Genomic DNA, 18,442 nt, shown 5'->3' with positions numbered 1-18,442 from the left:
CAAATTTTTGTAACTGGCGCTACAATCGAGGGCAGTAACGATTCTCAAATCAGAAGGGTATTGCTAATGAAAAACATCAACCCAACGCAGACTGCTGCGTGGCAGGCACTACAGAAACACTTCGATGAAATGAAAGATGTCACGATTGCTGAACTGTTTGCTAAAGATAGTGACCGTTTCAGCAAATTTTCCGCGACGTTTGACGATCTGATGCTGGTGGACTTCTCTAAAAACCGTATTACGGAAGAGACGCTGAGCAAGTTGCAGGATCTGGCGAAAGAGACCGATCTGAGCAGCGCCATTAAATCCATGTTCTCCGGTGAGAAGATCAACCGTACTGAAGATCGTGCTGTGCTGCACGTTGCCCTGCGTAACCGCAGCAATACCCCGATTATCGTTGACGGCAAAGATGTGATGCCGGAAGTGAACGCCGTGCTGGATAAGATGAAAGCTTTCTCCGAAGCGATTATCTCCGGTAACTGGAAAGGCTATACCGGTAAGGCAATTACCGACGTGGTGAACATCGGTATCGGTGGTTCTGACCTCGGCCCGTTCATGGTGACTGAAGCACTGCGCCCGTACAAAAACCATCTCAACATGCACTTTGTCTCTAACGTCGATGGCACCCACATCGCGGAAGTGCTGAAAACCGTTAACCCGGAAACCACCCTGTTCCTGGTGGCATCGAAAACCTTCACTACCCAGGAAACCATGACCAACGCCCACAGCGCGCGCGACTGGTTCCTGGCGACCGCGGGCGATCAGAAACACGTTGCGAAACACTTCGCCGCGCTTTCGACCAACGCCAAAGCCGTCGGTGAGTTTGGTATCGATACCGCCAACATGTTTGAGTTCTGGGACTGGGTCGGCGGTCGTTACTCGCTGTGGTCTGCTATCGGTCTGTCTATTATCCTGTCCGTGGGCTTCGACAACTTCGTTGAGCTGCTCTCCGGCGCGCATGCGATGGACAAACATTTCTCCACCACGCCTGCCGAGAAAAACCTGCCGGTTCTGCTGGCGCTGATTGGCATCTGGTACAACAACTTCTTCGGTGCGGAAACAGAAGCGATTCTGCCTTACGACCAGTATATGCACCGTTTTGCCGCGTACTTCCAGCAGGGCAACATGGAGTCCAACGGTAAGTATGTTGATCGCAACGGCAACAAAGTGGCGCACCAGACCGGCCCAATCATCTGGGGCGAACCGGGCACCAACGGCCAGCATGCGTTCTACCAGTTGATTCACCAGGGCACGAAGATGGTGCCTTGCGACTTTATCGCACCGGCGATTACTCACAACCCGCTTTCCGATCACCATCAGAAGCTGCTGTCTAACTTCTTCGCACAGACGGAAGCGCTGGCGTTTGGTAAATCCCGCGAGGTGGTTGAGCAGGAGTATCGCGATCAGGGTAAAGACCCGTCTCAGCTTGATCACGTGGTGCCATTCAAAGTGTTCGAAGGCAACCGCCCAACGAACTCCATCCTGCTGCGCGAAATCACGCCGTTTAGCCTGGGTGCGTTAATTGCGCTGTATGAGCACAAAATCTTTACTCAGGGCGCAATCCTCAACATCTTCACGTTCGATCAGTGGGGCGTCGAGTTGGGTAAACAACTGGCAAACCGTATTCTGCCGGAACTGAAAGATGGTAGCGAAATTAGCAGCCACGATAGCTCGACTAACGGCCTGATTAACCGTTATAAATCCTGGCGCGCATAAGTCATCTTAATCTGAAAATGCCGGCTTAATAGCCGGCATTTTTTTATCGGATAAATCCTCTTGTCCGTGATCTTCGCCGGAAATTAATGATGAGTATAATCCTAAAACATGTAATTCCTTTAATTAAATAAGGTCTTATTTTAAGATAATACGCAGGTCGTGAAATTTTATTGATCACATAACTAGCTGATTTAAAATAATTTATAATTAATAAAATATATTTATCTTTTTCTTTTTTCTCATTTTCTTAAAATCCTCCGCCACATCTTCGCAACGCTAATTCCATTGTTTGAGTTGTGTATACTCGATGACGCCTGAATATTTCAGGTATGCCCGCTTATTTTCAGGTTGTATGTGCGTTAGCCACGCATCTATTTCATGCTGACTTTCACTCTGCAGCCCGAAATTTTCAGGGTATGTACCTCCATTCATTCAATGAAGGGAAATTGTTATGAAAAAAATCCTTTATGGCATTTTTGCCATATCTGCGTTTGCGGCGGCTTCCGCGTCAGCAGCACCGGTTGAAACCGGCGATGCGGCAGGTTCTGCAGCGACGTCTGTCTCCGCGGGGAGTTCTACCGCGACCAGCGCCAGCACCGTGAGTTCCGCGGTGGGGGTTGCGCTGGCAGCGACAGGTGGCGGTGATGGCTCCAATACCGGAACCACGACCACCACAACAACCAGTACCCAGTAATAACGGGTGCGTTTACCCATAACCACACTTCGGTGTGGTTATTTTGCCCCTTCGGAGAAGCGTCGTGAAGCGACTTGCCATTATCACTCTTTGCCTGCTGCTTCAGGCGTGTTCAGCCAGCACTAAAGGGCTGGGAAAATCGTTATGGGACAGTCTGTTCGGTACGCCTGGCGTGCAGCTCACCGCCGACGATATCCAGAACATGCCCTACGCCAGCCAGTACGTTCAGCTTAATAACGGCCCGCAGATATTTGTCGCGCTGGCTTACTCGGAAAACGGTCAGCATAAGTGGGTAACGCAGGATCAGGCCACGCTGGTGACTCAGCATGGGCGCATCGTGAAGACGCAACTGGCGGGCGACAACCTGCTGGAGGTCAATAATCTCGCCAGTGACCCATTAGCCAAACCTAACCAGGTGGTTGATGGCGCAGTCTGGACGCGCACCATGGGCTGGACTGAACACCGACAGGTGCGCTACGCCACTGCGCGATCCACCTTCCGCTGGGGGGAAAGTGAAACGCTCACCTTAGCCGGAAGCGACACGCCAGTTCGTGTGCTGGAAGAAGAGGTCGTCACCGACCAGACAAGCTGGCGCAACCGCTTCTGGGTAGACAGCGAAGGCCAGATCCGTCAATCAGAACAATACCTTGGGGCGGGCTATTTCCCGGTGAAAACGACCCTGATCAAGGCAGCAAAACAATGAAAAAAATCACCCTGATCGCAGGACTTTTATGCGCCATTTCTGGTGGCGCTTTAGCAGCAGGTACCGTAGATGTTCATCGTGCGGGGGACGCTAAAACAATAACCCTGACCAATGCCGCTCACCTGGCCGATCTCGTCGCTCAGCCGAGATTAGCCGGAAGCTGGTGGCGTGGCGCGGTGATTGCCGAACAACAGGCCAGCACGGTCGCTGAGCAACAGCACATGGCATTACTCGCAGCGCTAAGCCGCGCGGCGATGGAGGCGAGCGGGGCGGACGCTGCCGCAATCAATGCCCTTCGCCAGCAACTTCAGGGCATCAAGGTGACGGGTCGGCAATTTGTCTCGCTGGATCCGGATGAAGTCCGTATCGGGGAAGGGAAAAAACCGCCGCTACAGGGAAAATATAGCCTGTGGGTGGGTCATGAACCCTCCACTATCACGCTCTTTGGTCTGATCAATCGTCCTGGAAAAGTGGCTTTCACACCGGGACGTGACGTCGCAGGCTACCTCAAAGATATCGACCGGTTAAGCGGCGGCGAACGCAGCTACGCGTGGGTTATCTACCCGGATGGACGCACGCTGAAAGCGCCCATCGCCTACTGGAACCGACGTCACATTGAGCCGATGCCCGGCAGCATCGTGTTTGTTGGCTTTGCCGATTCACTGTGGACGAAGAAATACGATGAACTGAATGTCGCCATTCTTCGCTCCCTGTCGCAGCGGATACCTGATTAATGAAAAAAAAATACCTTTATAGCCTGCTGGCGCTGGGCGTAAGCGCCGCGTGCCACGCCGAAACGTATCCGGCGCCTGTTGGCCCTTCACAGTCTGATTTTGGTGGCGTCGGCCTGCTGCAAACGCCCACGGCACGTATGGCGCGTGAAGGGGAGATCAGCCTCAACTATCGGGATAACGATCAGTATCGCTACTACTCCGCCTCCGTACAGTTGTTCCCGTGGCTGGAAACGACGCTGCGTTATACGGATGTACGTACTAAACAGTACAGCAGCGTGGACTCTTTCTCCGGCGATCAGACCTATAAAGATAAAGCCTTCGATCTGAAGCTGCGCCTGTGGGAAGAGAGCTACTGGATGCCGCAGGTGTCTGTTGGCGCGCGCGATATCGGCGGGACGGGTCTGTTCGATTCCGAATATATTGTCGCCAACAAAGCCTGGGGGCCGTTCGATTTCTCCCTCGGCCTGGGCTGGGGCTATCTTGGCACCAGCGGTAACGCCACTAACCCGTTTTGTTCTTACAGTGACAAATACTGTCATCGCGATAATAGCTATCGCCAGGCGGGTTCGATGGACAGCAGTCAGATGTTCCGGGGCCCGGCGGCATTCTTTGGCGGGGTGGAGTATCAAACGCCCTGGCAGCCGCTGCGTCTGAAACTGGAGTATGAAGGCAATAACTATCAGGAAGATTTTGCCGGAAAACTGGATCAGAAGAGCAAGTTTAACGTCGGCGCTATTTATCGCGTCGCGGATTGGGCCGACGTTAACCTGAGCTATGAGCGCGGTAATACCGTTATGTTCGGCTTCACCCTGCGCACTAACTTTAACGATCTGCGCCCGTCTTATAACGACAACGCGCGGCCAAAATACCGCCCACAGCCGCAGGACGAGATTCTGCAACATTCGGTGGTGGCGAATCAGCTTACATTACTGAAATACAACGCCGGTTTTGCTGATCCGAATATCCAGACCAAAGGCGATACGCTTTACGTTACCGGGGAACAGGTGAAATACCGTGACTCGCGTGAGGGTATCGAGCGGGCGAATCGCATCATCATGAATGATTTGCCAGAGGGCATTCGCACCATTCGCATCACTGAAAATCGCCTTAACATGCCGCAGGTGACGACAGAAACCAATGTCGCCAGCCTGCAACGTCATCTGGAAGGTGAGCCGCTCGGCCACGAAACGCCGCTGGAGCAGAAGCGCGTCACGCCGATTGTGCCGGAAAGCACCGAACAGGGCTGGTACATCGACAAATCGAGCTTCGATTTCCATATCGACCCGGTACTCAGCCAGTCCGTCGGCGGCCCGGAAAGTTTCTACATGTACCAGTTGGGCGTGATGGGCACGGCGGACTGGTGGGTCACTGACCACCTGCTGACCAGCGGTAGCCTGTTTGCCAACATCGCCAACAACTATGACAAGTTTAACTACACTAACCCGCCGAGCGACTCGAAACTGCCGCGCGTGCGTACTCACGTGCGTGAATACGTTGAAAACGATGTCTATGTAAACAACCTGCAGGCCAACTATTTCCAGTATCTGGGGAATAATTTCTACGGCCAGGTGTACGGCGGCTATCTGGAAACCATGTTCGGCGGGGCGGGCGTCGAGGCGCTGTATCGCCCGGTAGACAGTAACTGGGCGGTGGGTATTGACGCTAACTACGTGAAGCAGCGTGACTGGCGCAGCGCGCAGGACATGATGAAATTCACCGACTACAGCGTGAAAACCGGGCATCTCACCGCTTACTGGACGCCGCCGTTTGCTCAGGACGTGCTGGTCAAAGCCAGCGTGGGGCAATATCTGGCGGGCGATAAGGGCGGTACGCTCGATATCTCCAAACACTTTGACAGCGGTGTTGTGGTGGGAGGGTATGCCACCATCACCAACGTTTCCGGCGATGAGTACGGGGAAGGGGAGTTCACCAAAGGCGTGTACGTTTCGGTGCCGCTGGATCTCTTCTCATCCGGCGCGACGCGCAGCCGTGCGGCGGTGAACTGGGTACCGTTGACCCGTGACGGCGGTCAGAAACTGGGCCGCAAGTTTGATTTGTATGGGATCACCAGCGATAAAAGCATGAATTTCCGGTAACTGTGCTGTCTGTGTGCCGGATAAGGCGTAGCCGCCATCCGGCACTGCTGATGTAAAAAATGTAGATCTGGATCACATTTTTGCGTTATACAAGAGGCTCAGCCTGCACAGGAGATGCCGCCATGACATCACTCCCACGTCCCCGAGTCGAGTTTATCTCGACCGTCTTACAGACTGTCCTCAACCTTGGGCTACTCTGCCTTGGTATGATTCTGGTTATTTTTCTGGGTAAAGAGACGCTGCATTTAGCCGATGTGCTCTTTGCGCCTGAGCGCACCAGTAAATATGAGCTGGTGGAAGGACTGGTTGTTTACTTTCTTTATTTCGAATTTATTGCCTTGATTGTGAAGTACTTTCAGTCCGGGTTTCACTTTCCGCTGCGCTACTTTATCTATATCGGGATCACCGCGATTGTGCGTCTGATCATTGTCGATCACACCTCGCCGCTCGACGTGTTGATCTACTCCGGGGCGATCCTGTTACTGGTGATCACGCTCTGGCTGTGTAACTCCAAACGCCTGAAACGCGAATAAACCTATCCCATTAGGCTCAAAAAAATGGCGCTCCGAGGAGCGCCAAACAACAGTCACAAGTTAAATCGAGGATTGCAGTGGCTTTTCCCGTTTCCGGGAGGGTAAAACGAGGGTCTTAACCTTTCACACCGCCCGCCGTCAGGCCATTAACCAGCCAGCGCTGCGCCAGCAGGAACACGACGGTAATCGGGATGGCGGAAAGTACGGCTGCTGCGGCAAAGTCGCCCCACAGGTAGTTTTGCGGGTTGAGATATTGCTGCATACCAACCGCCAGGGTGTAGCTGTTCACGTCGCGCAGCAGCAGCGATGCAACCGGCACTTCGGTAATCGCGGCGATAAACGACAGAATAAACACCACCGCCAGAATCGGTACGGAGAGCGGCAGCAGCACCAGGCGGAAGGCCTGCCACGGAGTCGCGCCATCCAGTGCCGCCGCTTCTTCCAGCGAGTTATCGATGGTTTCGAAGTAGCCTTTAATCGTCCAGACGTGCAGGGCGATACCGCCTAAGTAAGCGAAGATCACGCCGCCGTGGGTGTTCAGCCCGATAAACGGAATGTACTGGCCGAGGCGGTCAAACAACGCATACAACGCCACCAGAGACAGCACCGCCGGGAACATCTGGAAAATCAGCATCCCTTTCAGCAGCGTCGCTTTGCCCGGGAAACGCATACGCGCAAAGGCGTAAGCACAGGTCGTGGAGAGGGTGACGATGCCAATCGCAGTGATGCCCGCAATTTTCACCGAGTTCCACAACCACAGCAGAACCGGGAAGGGGGGCGGCGTGACGCGGCCATCAGCGTGTTCTACGCTGAAACCCAGCGCCAGCCGCCAGTGCTCCCAGGAGATTTTTTCCGGGATCAGGCTCCCGGTGGCGAAGTTACCTTCGCGCAGTGAAATGGCGATAACCATCAGCAGCGGGAACATGATTGCCGCGATGAAGATCAGGAGTAACAGGTGCGTTGTAAACAAGCGCAGTTTCTGAGATTTCGGTTGTACCATAGCCATTGTCGTTATCTCCCTTAATCAAACTTCATGCGCGTGGCTTTCAGATTCACTATCGCCAGCGCACCCACCAACAGGAAGATAAGCGTGGCAATCGCCGCGGCGAGGCCGAAGTCCTGCCCGCCGCCGCCTTCGAAGGCGATACGGTAGGTGTAGCTCACCAGCAGGTCGGTATAACCGGCAGGGGTCGTGGTGCCGAGTCGATCCGGGCCGCCGTTGGTCAACAGTTGAATCAGCACGAAGTTGTTAAAGTTAAAGGCGAAGCTGGCGATCATCAGCGGCGTCAGCGGCTTAATCAGCAGCGGCAGCGTAATCTTGAAGAAGTTCTGGAACGGGCCTGCGCCATCCATTGCCGAGGCTTCATACAGGTCGTCCGGAATCGCTTTCAGCAGGCCCATGCACAGGATCATCATGTACGGATAACCGAGCCAGGTGTTGACGATAATAATCATCGAGCGCGCGGTGGTTGGGTCGCTGAACCAGGCTGGTTTGATACCAAACAGCGCGCTCAGCATCATGTTGATTTCACCAAAGCTCTGGTTGAACAAGCCTTTGAAAATCAGAATCGAGATAAACGACGGTACGGCGTAAGGCAGGATCAGCAGCACACGGTAAACCGCTTTGCCTTTCAGGGCTTCCCACTGTACCAGACACGCCAGCACCATACCGACGGCAACGGTCAGAATGACGGTCAGGACGGAGAAGACAATCGTCCAGATGAAGATGGCGAAGAACGGTTTCTGGATCCCTTCGTCGGTGAAGACGCGGCTGAAGTTATCCCAGCCGATAGTGACGGTATAGCCAGGGCTCAGTTTCTCACCGGTCAACTGGCCTGCGGCATCGACCGCCTGATAGTAACCTTCAGCGTTGTTTGGCAGATACTTCACGCCGGTCTGGTTATTGGTCAGTTCGTCATTGGCGCCCAGCGTGTATAGCGCACGGGTACCAGAGAACTGGCGCAGAGAACTCATTACAACTTTGCTTTCATCCGGCAGCACCGCTGTTAACTGATTCAGTGCCTGACGATTCTGGGTGATCACGCGCAGCATCGCCCGCTCGCCTTCCGGCAGGGCGTCGGTTTCTTTCAGCGTAATTTTCTGCTCACCGCCCAATTTAAAGGCATCGGAGAGGTAATTCTTGCCGCTTTCACCGTCGGTCAGCGCCAGTTGCCACTCATCTTCCGCCGGGAACAGCGTGAAGTTGTAGGATTTACCGGCCTGATAAGAGCGGTCCATCAGTACTTGCTGTGCACGTTCAAAGGTGAGCTGGTTGGTACTGCTGTAGTTGGTGAAGGCGATAGCAATGGTGCAAATCAGCGGGAACAGAACGAACAGACCCATCCCGGCCATGCCCGGATAGACATAACGCCATGCGTAGGCTTTGCGATTGGCAAAAATATACAGGCCAACAGAGCTTAAAATCAGCGTCATGATGGCGAACAGGTACTCCCCTTGTGCGTACATTAAAACTACAAGGTAACCCACCAGCAGGCCCAGCAGACCTACCACTGACCACTTCAGCGTGTCGCTTTGCCACCAATGTTTCTTTTTAATGACATCCATGGGGATCTTCCTCTACAGCGATTGATCTTTTCTCCCTCTCCTGGGGGAGAGGGCCGGGGTGAGGGCGAACTTTTAACACAACCCTCATCCTAACCCTCTCCCTGAGGGAGAGGGGATAAAAGCATTACTTGGTGATACGGCCCTGTGCGTCTTTCAGTGCTGCATCAACAGTCTGACGACCGCTTGCTGCGTTGATCACGGCAGTACGAACGGCATACCAGAAGGCGGACATCTGCGGGATGTTCGGCATGATTTCGCCTTTCTGGGCGTTATCCATGGTGGCCGCGATACGCGGATCTTTCGCCAGTTGATCCTGGTAAGATTTCAGCGCAACGGCACCCAGCGGTTTGTCCTTGTTCACTTCTTCCAGACCCTGATCGGTCAGCAGGTAGTTTTCGAGGAACTCTTTCGCCAGTTCTTTGTTCGGGCTGGCGGCGTTGATACCGGCGCTCAGCACACCGACGAACGGTTTAGACGGCTTGCCTTTGAAAGTTGGCAGCAGCGTTACGCCGTAGTTCACCTTGCTCTTATCGATGTTAGACCATGCCCACGGGCCGTTGATGGTCATCGCCGTATCGCCTTTGTTAAAGGCCGCTTCAGCGATGGAGTAATCGGTATCCGCGTTCATGTGTTTGTTTTTAATCAGGTCAACCAGGAAGGTCAGACCCGCTTTGGCGCCAGCGCTGTCCACGCCCACGTCTTTCACGTCATATTTGCCGTTTTCAAACTTGAACGCATAACCGCCGTCCGCAGCAATCAGCGGCCAGGTGAAGTACGGTTCTTGCAGGTTGAACATCAGCGCGCTCTTACCTTTCGCCTTCAGCTCTTTATCCAGCGCAGGAATTTCTTCCCAGGTTTTCGGCGGGTTAGGAACGAGGTCTTTGTTGTAAATCAGGGAGAGGGCTTCAACCGCAATTGGGTAAGCGATCAGTTTGCCGTTATAGCGAACGGCGTCCCAGGTAAACGGATAGAGTTTGTCCTGGAAGGCTTTGTCCGGGCTGATTTCAGTCAGCAGGCCAGACTGCGCGTAGCCGCCGAAACGGTCATGCGCCCAGAAGATGATGTCCGGGCCGTCGCCGGTTGCCGCAACCTGCGGGAATTTCTCTTCCAGCTTGTCCGGGTGTTCAATGGTGACTTTAATGCCGGTGTCTTTCTCGAATTTCTTACCTACCTCGGCGAGGCCGTTATAGCCTTTATCGCCGTTGATCCAGATAACCAGTTTTCCTTCTTCGATTTTCGCGAGGGCTGAGGCGGAAAACATCATCGTGGTCAGAGCAGACAGCGCGAGGATGCGAGCGCCAGTTTTAATTTTCATATATCCCGTCCTTTTTGGTGATGTACTCGTGGATACACAGAGGTGGTTTTTACGTTGATGAGTCTCCTTTTTTAGCAACCTCTTTCCATCCTCCCTTCCTCTACGCCCTGGGGGGTGTTTGTGTGATCTCTGTTACATAAATTAAAGTTATGAGTCCTGGCGCACATAAAAAATGCCCCGTTTTTGCAAGGCGCGTCACGATTTTTACCCCAGCCGCTAACTGACGGTGGCAGAAGACATTTTCTCATCCTCCCGCCTCCTCCCCCATAAAAAACAAGGGGGGTGGAGGATTCGCGACAACAATGGATACCCCATAGTTCAATCCATCTTGAATGTTTCTGTTAGTGACGGGTTGTAACAAGGGAGAAGGCGATGGCAAACGTACAACTACGAAATGTAACGAAAGCCTGGGGTAACGTGGTGGTATCGAAAGATATCAACCTGGATATCCAGGAAGGGGAGTTCGTGGTGTTTGTTGGGCCGTCGGGCTGCGGTAAATCCACGCTGCTGCGTATGATTGCCGGTCTTGAGACGATTACCAGCGGCGACCTTTATATCGGGGAAACCCGGATGAACGAAATCCCGCCTGCTGAACGCGGTGTGGGGATGGTGTTCCAGTCTTACGCGTTGTATCCGCATCTCTCCGTTGCCGAGAATATGTCCTTCGGTCTGAAGCTGGCGGGTGCAAAGAAAGATGTCATCAACCAGCGCGTTAATCAGGTGGCTGAAGTTCTGCAACTGGCGCATCTGTTAGAGCGTAAACCAAAAGCGCTTTCCGGTGGTCAGCGTCAGCGCGTGGCGATTGGCCGCACATTGGTCGCTGAACCGAATGTGTTCCTGCTTGATGAACCCCTTTCCAACCTGGACGCCGCGCTTCGCGTACAGATGCGTATCGAAATTTCCCGTCTGCACAAACGTCTGGGTCGCACGATGATTTACGTCACCCACGATCAGGTCGAAGCGATGACGCTGGCCGACAAAATCGTGGTGCTCGACGCTGGCCGCGTGGCGCAGGTCGGTAAACCGCTTGAACTCTATCACTACCCGGCCGACCGTTTCGTCGCGGGCTTTATCGGCTCGCCGAAGATGAACTTCCTGCCGGTAAAAGTGACGGCAACGGCCATCGACCAAGTGCAGGTTGAGCTGCCAAACCGCCAGCAGGTCTGGCTGCCCGTCGAAAGTAACAACGTGCAGGTCGGCGCCAATATGTCGCTTGGTATCCGCCCTGAACATCTGCTGCCCAGCGACATCGCTGATGTCACCCTGGAAGGTGAAGTCCACGTTGTGGAACAGCTTGGTCACGAAACGCAAATTCATATCCAGATCCCCGCCATCCATCAGAACCTGGTCTATCGCCAGAATGATGTGGTGTTAGTAGAAGAGGGAGCCACATTCGCTATTGGCTTGCCACCAGAGCGCTGCCATCTGTTCCGTGAAGATGGCACTGCATGTCGTCGGTTGCACAAAGAGCCCGGCGTTTGATTCCCATAACAAAGGCACAAAACCCGGTTACAAGGGTTCGTGTTTCAAAGAAAAGCAATGATCTCAGGAGATAGAATGATGATTACTCTGCGCAAACTTCCACTGGCAGTTGCCGTCGCGGCAGGCGTTATGTCTGCTCAGGCGCTGGCAGTTGATTTCCACGGCTATGCTCGTTCCGGTATCGGCTGGACTGGCAGCGGCGGTGAACAACAGTGTTTCCAGGCAACGGGTGCACAAAGTAAGTACCGTCTTGGTAACGAATGTGAAACCTATGCGGAACTGAAGCTGGGCCAGGAAGTCTGGAAAGAAGGTGATAAGAGTTTCTACTTTGATACCAACGTGGCGTATTCCGTTGCACAGCAGAATGACTGGGAAGGTACTGACCCGGCGTTCCGTGAAGCCAACGTGCAGGGTAAAAACCTGATTGAATGGCTGCCAGGTTCCACCATCTGGGCCGGTAAGCGCTTCTATCAGCGTCATGACGTACACATGATCGACTTCTACTACTGGGATATTTCTGGCCCTGGTGCAGGTATCGAAAATATCGACCTGGGCTTCGGTAAACTGTCTCTGGCAGCGACCCGTTCTTCTGAAGCAGGCGGTTCTTCCAACTTCTCCAGCAACGATATTCGTGACTATTACACGAAAACGGCCAATGACGTTTTTGATTTACGCTTAGCTGGTATGGAAATTAACCCAGGCGGCACGCTTGAATTAGGTATGGATTACGGTCGTGCCAACCCTCGCGATGATTATCGACTGGTTGATGGCGCGTCTAAAGATGGCTGGATGTTCACGGCAGAACATACTCAGAGCATGCTGAAAGGCTACAACAAATTTGTACTGCAATATGCAACAGACTCAATGACTTCTCATGGGAAAGGTCTGTCTCAGGGGGCTGGAGTAAATGTCGCTGATGATATTCCTTATGAAGTGAATAATAACGGTACGATGTGGCGTGTGCTTGACCATGGTGCTATTTCTTTGGGCGAGCGTTGGGATCTCATGTATGTCGGTATGTATCAGGATATCGACTGGGACAACAATAACGGTACTAAATGGTGGACTGTTGGTGTTCGTCCAATGTTCAAATGGACGCCAATCATGAGCACCTTACTGGAAGTAGGTTACGACAACGTGAAATCTCAACAGACGGGCGATCGTAACAACCAATACAAAATCACCCTTGCGCAACAGTGGCAGGCAGGTGACAGCATCTGGTCTCGTCCAGCAATCCGCGTATTCGCAACTTATGCCAAGTGGGATGAAAAATGGGGTTATGCACCAGCAGGTAAAAGCTCAATTGCAGGCTATACCCCTGGCGTTGCTTACAATGACACGTCTGCACGTACCTTCAGCCGCGGCGATGATGATGAAATCACCTTCGGCGCACAGATGGAAATCTGGTGGTAATCGTCGTTTAACCCGATGTAATGCCTGAAAAGAGGGGCGTAAGCCCCTCTCTCTTTACGCGCAGCGCGCTATTGCCTGGCCAACGCTGAGCTCTGTATCTGAGGTGATAACAATGAAAATGAAGAAAAGTCTCGTCGCCCTCTGCCTCTCCGCTGGCCTGCTGGCAAGCGTACCGGCAGTCAGCTTTGCTGATGTTAACTATGTGCCGCAGAACACCTCTGCTGCGCCAACCATTCCGACTGCCGCGTTACAGCAACTGACCTGGACGCCGGTGGATCAATCTAAAGTCCAGACCACAACGCTCTCCACGGCTGGCCAGAGCCTGAATGTGCCTGGCATCACTGGCCCGGTTGCCGCTTATAGTGTCCCGGCTAATATTGGTGAGTTGACGTTAACACTGACCAGCGAAGTGAATAAACAAACCAGCGTATTTGCCCCGAACGTCCTGATTCTTGACCAGAACATGACGCCATCGGCGTACTTCCCGTCAAGCTACTTCACCTATCAGGAACCGGGGGTCATGAGCGCTGACCGTCTTGAAGGCGAAATGCGTCTGACGCCTGCGCTGGGTCAGCAGAAACTGTATGTGCTGGTGTTTACCACCGAACAGGATCTGCAGAAAACTACCCAATTACTTGACCCGGCTAAGTCCTACGCTAAAGGCGTAGGTAACGCGATTCCGGATATCCCGGATCCGATTGCCCGTCATATCACCGATGGCACGCTGAAGCTGAAAGTGAAAACCAATAGCACCTCCAGCGTACTGGTTGGCCCGCTGTTTGGCTCTTCCGGCCCGGCACCGGTTACCGTCGGTAACACCGCTGCACCGACTTACGCTGCACCTGCCGCTGTAGCCGCCGCACCTGCGCCAACTACAGCGAAGAAAAGTGAGCCGATGCTGAATGATACGGAATCCTACTTCAACAAGGCCATCAAAGAGGCTGTTGCGAAAGGGGATGTCGATAAAGCATTGAAACTGCTGGATGAAGCTGAACGCCTGGGTTCCACCTCTGCGAGATCCACCTTTATCAGCTCTGTAAAAGGCAAGGGGTAATGATATCCCCACAGCGCTGATGTTTAGGCTATGCCTTTCGGTGCGCCCCTTGGGGCGCACTTTTTTTTGGATGCGATTCATACTGTTGCATAACTGTTGCGTTAATGATCGTATTTAGCCATTACTGCACTCCCGACAATGATTTTCTGCGATACAATAGCCCCACTTTATGTACTGGAGAGACAGTCATGTCGCACCCCGCACTGACGCAACTGCGTGCGCTGAACTACTTTGACACCATCCCTTCACTCGACGCGGAGAAGCTCGACTGGCTGTTGCTGGAAGACTCCATGACCAAACGTTTCGAACAATATGGTGTGGTGAGCGTCACATTGATTGACGAAGGGTTTGTCAGCCGCGATGCTATAGCACAAGAGTTACCGCTGTTGCCGGATGAACAACGTTACTGGTTACGTGAAATATTACTGTGTGTGGATGGCACCCCCTGGCTTGCCGGGCGCACCGTGGTGCCGGAGTCGACACTGAGCGGGCCGGAACTGGCGCTGCAACAGCTTGGGAAGACGCCGCTGGGTCGTTACCTGTTTACGTCTTCCATGTTAACGCGTGATTTTATTGAGATAGGTTGTGATGCCAGCCTTTGGGGGCGCCGTTCCCGCCTCCGGCTAAGCGGGAAACCGTTGCTCCTGACCGAGCTGTTTCTGCCGGCATCGCCGTTGTACTAAGAGGAAGAAAAAATGGAGAGGAGCCTGACGCAGAATAAGCTGCTGGCGTTTCATCGTCTGATGCGTACTGACAAGCCGATTGGCGCCTTGTTGCTGCTGTGGCCGACACTGTGGGCGCTATGGGTTGCCGCGCCGGGCGTTCCGCCGCTGTGGATCCTGGCGGTATTTGTCGCAGGTGTCTGGCTGATGCGCGCAGCCGGCTGCGTGGTGAATGACTACGCCGACCGTAAATTTGACGGCCACGTAAAGCGCACTGCCAATCGCCCGTTGCCGAGTGGCGCGGTGACGGAGAAAGAAGCGCGAACGCTGTTTGCTGTGCTGGTGCTGCTGTCGTTCCTGCTGGTGCTGACGCTCAACACCATGACCATTCTGCTTTCCGTTGCCGGGTTGGCGCTGGCGTGGGTCTACCCGTTTATGAAGCGCTACACCCATCTGCCGCAGGTGGTGCTGGGCGCGGCTTTCGGCTGGTCAATTCCTATGGCGTTTGCCGCCGTCAGCGAATCGCTGCCGCTAAGCTGCTGGCTGATGCTGCTGGCGAATATCCTGTGGGCGGTGGCTTACGATACGCAGTATGCGATGGTTGATCGCGATGACGACGTTAAAATCGGCGTGAAGTCGACGGCTATCCTGTTTGGCCAGTATGACCGCTTAATTATCGGTATCTTACAGGCTGGCGTGCTGGTGCTGATGGCAGCAATTGGCTACCTGAACGGGCTTAACTGGGTATTCTACTGGTCAATCTTTATTGCGGGCACACTGTTTGTGTATCAGCAAAAGCTGATCCGCCATCGTGAACGTGCGGCCTGTTTCCAGGCGTTTATGAATAATAACTACGTTGGGCTGGTGTTGTTTATCGGTCTGGCGATGAGTTACTGGCACCTTTAAAACGCACTGTGCGGGCTGATGCCCCCACCCCGGCCCTCTCCCACAGGGAGAGGGAGAACACGGCACAATCGGTTCCCTCTCCCTGTGGGAGAGGGTTAGGGTGAGGGGGAACAAACGGTGCTAATTACGCCTCGTCCTGCGTCACACTCTCAATCGTCAAACGGACATCAGACGTAATCAGGTTCGCCATCATCTGGTAAACCTTCATCGTCTCTTCCGGCTCGGCGTCGCCGCTGTCGCTAATATAACCTTCATCACGCAGCGTCAGCACCAGTGATGAGAACACCGCTTTATCAAAAAATTCCGGCGAGTTAATACCGTGCAGGACGGAGAGACGTTGCGCCACGGTGCGGCTCTCTTTCTCCAGCGAACTGCGGTTCATTGATGGGTTGGCGCTCAGCAGCCAGAAGGTGATGGCATAGCGTTGCAGCGTTTCACGCGCGCCAGCCGCCAGCAATTGCAGAGTACGCGAGTGAGACGGGTTGATATGTAGCTCATCGCCCTGACGGGTAATTAACGACTGACGTTCCATCTCATCAACCAGCGTATCAATCACCGACGCCAGCTCTGCTTTCTCCCAGCGCAGGAACAGTTCCGCTTTCAGCATCGGGTAGAGCACTTCAACCATGTTCTGCACGTCCGCGCGAGAAACATGTCGATGCTGAGTCATGATGGTGGCCAGCAGTGACGGCATGATCAGCATATGGGCGATGTTGTTGCGGTAGTAGGTCATCAGTACTGCCTGCTCGCGTGGCAGAATAATGATGTCGCCAATGGTGTCTTTCTCGACTTCGAACTTGTTCATCTGCAATGCATGGTCGATAAGCTCGCTGGCCGTCGCATTCGGCGTGGTGGCATCCGGGGAATACGGCGCGTTACGCAGCAGCGACAGGTAGCAATCCAGTTGCTGAGTCAGTTGTTCGCGGGTCAGAGAACGCTGACGAGACGCCAGCAGCGCAGTACAGCACAGGTTCATGGCGTTCGCCGCGCCTGCGTTGTTAATGCGCACCATCAGTTCGGCGGCGATACCGTTCACCGTCGGCGTCAACCATGCCGGACGAATGGCTTCGATAGGGTCGATAGATTCGCGCCACTCCGGTACGTGATGGTTCAGGTAGTTCATCAGCGGAATCGGCTCGCCGAAGTTCACATAGCCCTGGCCCAGATTACGCAGCTTGCTCAGGCCTTTCAGCATTTGCGGCAAGCTCTCTTTCTCTTTGGTCGCACCGCGCAGTTCTTTAGCGTAAGTGCCCACTTCCATCACATGCTCGTAACCGATGTAAATCGGCACCAGGGTGATAGGTCGAGTCCCGCCGCGAAGCATTGCCTGAATGGTCATCGACAGGGTGCCGGTTTTCGGGTCCAGCAGACGGCCAGTACGGGAACGCCCGCCTTCCACAAAGTATTCAACAGAGTAGCCACGGCTGAACAGCTCGCCGAGATACTCACGGAACACGGTGGAATAGAGTTTGTTGCCCTTAAAGGTGCGGCGAATAAAGAATGCGCCCAGGCGGCGGAAAATCGGGCCGGCTGGCCAGAAGTTCAGGTTGATACCGGCAGCAATATGCGGCGGCACCAGGCCCTGGTGATACAGCACATAGGAGAGCAGCAGGTAGTCCATATGGCTACGGTGGCACGGCACATACACAATCTCGTGACCATCGTGCGCCAGTTGGCGAACGCGTTCGGCGTTGTTGACGTTGATCCCCTGATACAAACGGTTCCAGGTGAAGCCCAGAATACGGTCAGTCAGGCGAATCATTTCATAAGAGAAGTTGGCTGCAATCTCTTCCATGAGTGCAATGGCGTTCTGCTGCGCTTTTTCATGGGAGATTTTTTTGCTACGCGCTTCATCTTCAACCGCTTTCGCAATCGCCCGGGAGGCGAGTAGCTTGTTAAAGAGATCCTGACGCGCAGGCAGGCGCGGCCCTACAGCAGCCAGGCGCTGGCGGGCAAAGTGCATGCGCGCCACGCGCGCCAGTTTCTGCGCGATTATTTTATCGGTGCCATGCTCATCGGCCATACGGCGCAGCGAGACGGACGGCGAGAAGCGCACGAAGCTGTCGCGGCCGAGCCAGGAAACGGCAAAGAATTTCTGAATGCCGTTCAGCATGCGCAGCGGCGGATTCACTTCGCCTTTTTCACGCCCCGGACGACGACCAAACATCACCGATACCGGCACCATCTGCACATCCAGATTCGGATTGCTGCGATGCAGATCGAGATAGTCGTGGAACAGCTTGATAGACTCTTCTTTCGGCGTGTAATAGGTGAACACCCGCGGGCCGCCGTGAATAAACACGTAGCGGGGCAGCAGGGTGCCGTCGATCTCCAGCGGTTCTAGCGGGTCGGGGAGATCGTGCGCCAGGCACTGGGCGCGCAAGGTCAGTAGGTCGGCCTTTGAGTTATAAGGCAGGACGTACATGATAGGGCGCGACGTATCGAGCCCCAATTCCTGGGCAGGTTCTGCCGGAATAGACTTGCTTTTTACCAGTACACTTAATGGTAAATTCAGTAATTTGTAGTAAATTCGTGGCCAGCCGGACATAAACGATGTAAAGCCTCTGGT

Annotated in this window: 15 protein-coding genes; 11 read left to right on the top strand and 4 right to left on the bottom strand. The window is 54.0% G+C overall.

The features are described from left to right. Positions 1-66 precede the first annotated feature (66 nt). The 6 genes from pgi (at position 67) to psiE (ending at position 6,476) form a co-directional block, all read left to right on the top strand. A complete protein-coding gene (gene pgi / locus VSR74_RS20350; protein ID WP_347796374.1) occupies positions 67-1,716 on the top strand; it encodes a glucose-6-phosphate isomerase in 1,650 nt (549 codons plus the stop codon). Positions 1,717-2,167: 451 nt separating this feature from the next. Beyond that, entirely contained in the window at positions 2,168-2,410 is a 243-nt protein-coding gene (gene yjbE, locus VSR74_RS20345; protein ID WP_015966345.1) for an exopolysaccharide production protein YjbE, read from the top strand. A gap of 64 nt (positions 2,411-2,474) precedes the next feature. Continuing rightward, a complete protein-coding gene (locus VSR74_RS20340) occupies positions 2,475-3,113 on the top strand; it encodes a YjbF family lipoprotein (RefSeq protein WP_347796373.1) in 639 nt (212 codons plus the stop codon). Then, a complete protein-coding gene (locus VSR74_RS20335) occupies positions 3,110-3,847 on the top strand; it encodes a capsule biosynthesis GfcC family protein (protein ID WP_347796372.1) in 738 nt (245 codons plus the stop codon). The genes VSR74_RS20340 and VSR74_RS20335 overlap by 4 nt, the downstream gene beginning before the upstream one ends. Then, positions 3,847-5,943, top strand: coding sequence for a YjbH domain-containing protein (locus VSR74_RS20330; protein ID WP_347796371.1), 2,097 nt, complete (start codon positions 3,847-3,849; stop codon positions 5,941-5,943). The genes VSR74_RS20335 and VSR74_RS20330 overlap by 1 nt, the downstream gene beginning before the upstream one ends. Before the next feature lie 122 nt (positions 5,944-6,065). Next, positions 6,066-6,476, top strand: a complete 411-nt coding sequence (gene psiE / locus VSR74_RS20325; RefSeq protein WP_347796370.1) for a phosphate-starvation-inducible protein PsiE — start codon at positions 6,066-6,068, stop codon at positions 6,474-6,476. A 115-nt stretch (positions 6,477-6,591) separates the two neighbouring features. Here the strand turns inward: psiE and malG are convergent, their stop codons facing one another. The 3 genes from malG to malE all read right to left on the bottom strand — a co-directional run bounded on the left by malG (position 6,592) and on the right by malE (position 10,356). Further along, positions 6,592-7,482 (bottom strand): maltose ABC transporter permease MalG, encoded by an 891-nt coding sequence (gene malG / locus VSR74_RS20320; protein WP_347796369.1) that lies wholly within the window; start codon positions 7,480-7,482, stop codon positions 6,592-6,594. A gap of 14 nt (positions 7,483-7,496) precedes the next feature. Beyond that, entirely contained in the window at positions 7,497-9,041 is a 1,545-nt protein-coding gene (malF, locus tag VSR74_RS20315) for a maltose ABC transporter permease MalF (protein WP_347796368.1), read from the bottom strand. Between the two features lie 124 nt (positions 9,042-9,165). Next, a complete protein-coding gene (malE, locus tag VSR74_RS20310) occupies positions 9,166-10,356 on the bottom strand; it encodes a maltose/maltodextrin ABC transporter substrate-binding protein MalE (protein WP_347796367.1) in 1,191 nt (396 codons plus the stop codon). Positions 10,357-10,728: 372 nt separating this feature from the next. Between malE and malK the strand changes: the two genes are divergently transcribed. The 5 genes from malK (at position 10,729) to ubiA (ending at position 15,873) form a co-directional block, all read left to right on the top strand. Continuing rightward, the gene (gene malK / locus VSR74_RS20305) at positions 10,729-11,838 is read left to right on the top strand and encodes a maltose/maltodextrin ABC transporter ATP-binding protein MalK (protein WP_347796366.1); all 1,110 of its coding nucleotides are present in this window, start codon (positions 10,729-10,731) and stop codon (positions 11,836-11,838) included. A 75-nt stretch (positions 11,839-11,913) separates the two neighbouring features. Continuing rightward, positions 11,914-13,251: a maltoporin gene (locus VSR74_RS20300; protein WP_347796365.1), complete on the top strand. Its 1,338-nt coding sequence runs from the start codon at positions 11,914-11,916 to the stop codon at positions 13,249-13,251. Positions 13,252-13,363: 112 nt separating this feature from the next. Then, on the top strand, positions 13,364-14,305 hold the full coding sequence (gene malM, locus VSR74_RS20295) for a maltose operon protein MalM (RefSeq protein ID WP_347796364.1): 942 nt from the start codon (positions 13,364-13,366) through the stop codon (positions 14,303-14,305). Positions 14,306-14,493: 188 nt separating this feature from the next. Then, entirely contained in the window at positions 14,494-14,988 is a 495-nt protein-coding gene (gene ubiC / locus VSR74_RS20290) for a chorismate lyase (RefSeq protein ID WP_347796363.1), read from the top strand. A gap of 12 nt (positions 14,989-15,000) precedes the next feature. Continuing rightward, positions 15,001-15,873 carry a 4-hydroxybenzoate octaprenyltransferase gene (gene ubiA, locus VSR74_RS20285; RefSeq protein ID WP_347796362.1) on the top strand — a complete coding sequence of 291 codons (873 nt, stop codon included), beginning with the start codon at positions 15,001-15,003 and terminating at the stop codon, positions 15,871-15,873. A 124-nt stretch (positions 15,874-15,997) separates the two neighbouring features. On the opposite strand, the gene plsB is transcribed toward ubiA, so the two are convergent. Beyond that, on the bottom strand, positions 15,998-18,421 hold the full coding sequence (gene plsB, locus VSR74_RS20280; RefSeq protein ID WP_347796361.1) for a glycerol-3-phosphate 1-O-acyltransferase PlsB: 2,424 nt from the start codon (positions 18,419-18,421) through the stop codon (positions 15,998-16,000). Between the last annotated feature and the right edge of the window lie 21 nt (positions 18,422-18,442).

This window comes from Pseudocitrobacter cyperus (assembly GCF_039889165.1).
Classification (GTDB): domain Bacteria; phylum Pseudomonadota; class Gammaproteobacteria; order Enterobacterales; family Enterobacteriaceae; genus Pseudocitrobacter; species Pseudocitrobacter cyperus.
Note: the sequence above shows the minus strand (reverse complement) of the source record. Positions and strands in the feature narration are given on the sequence as shown.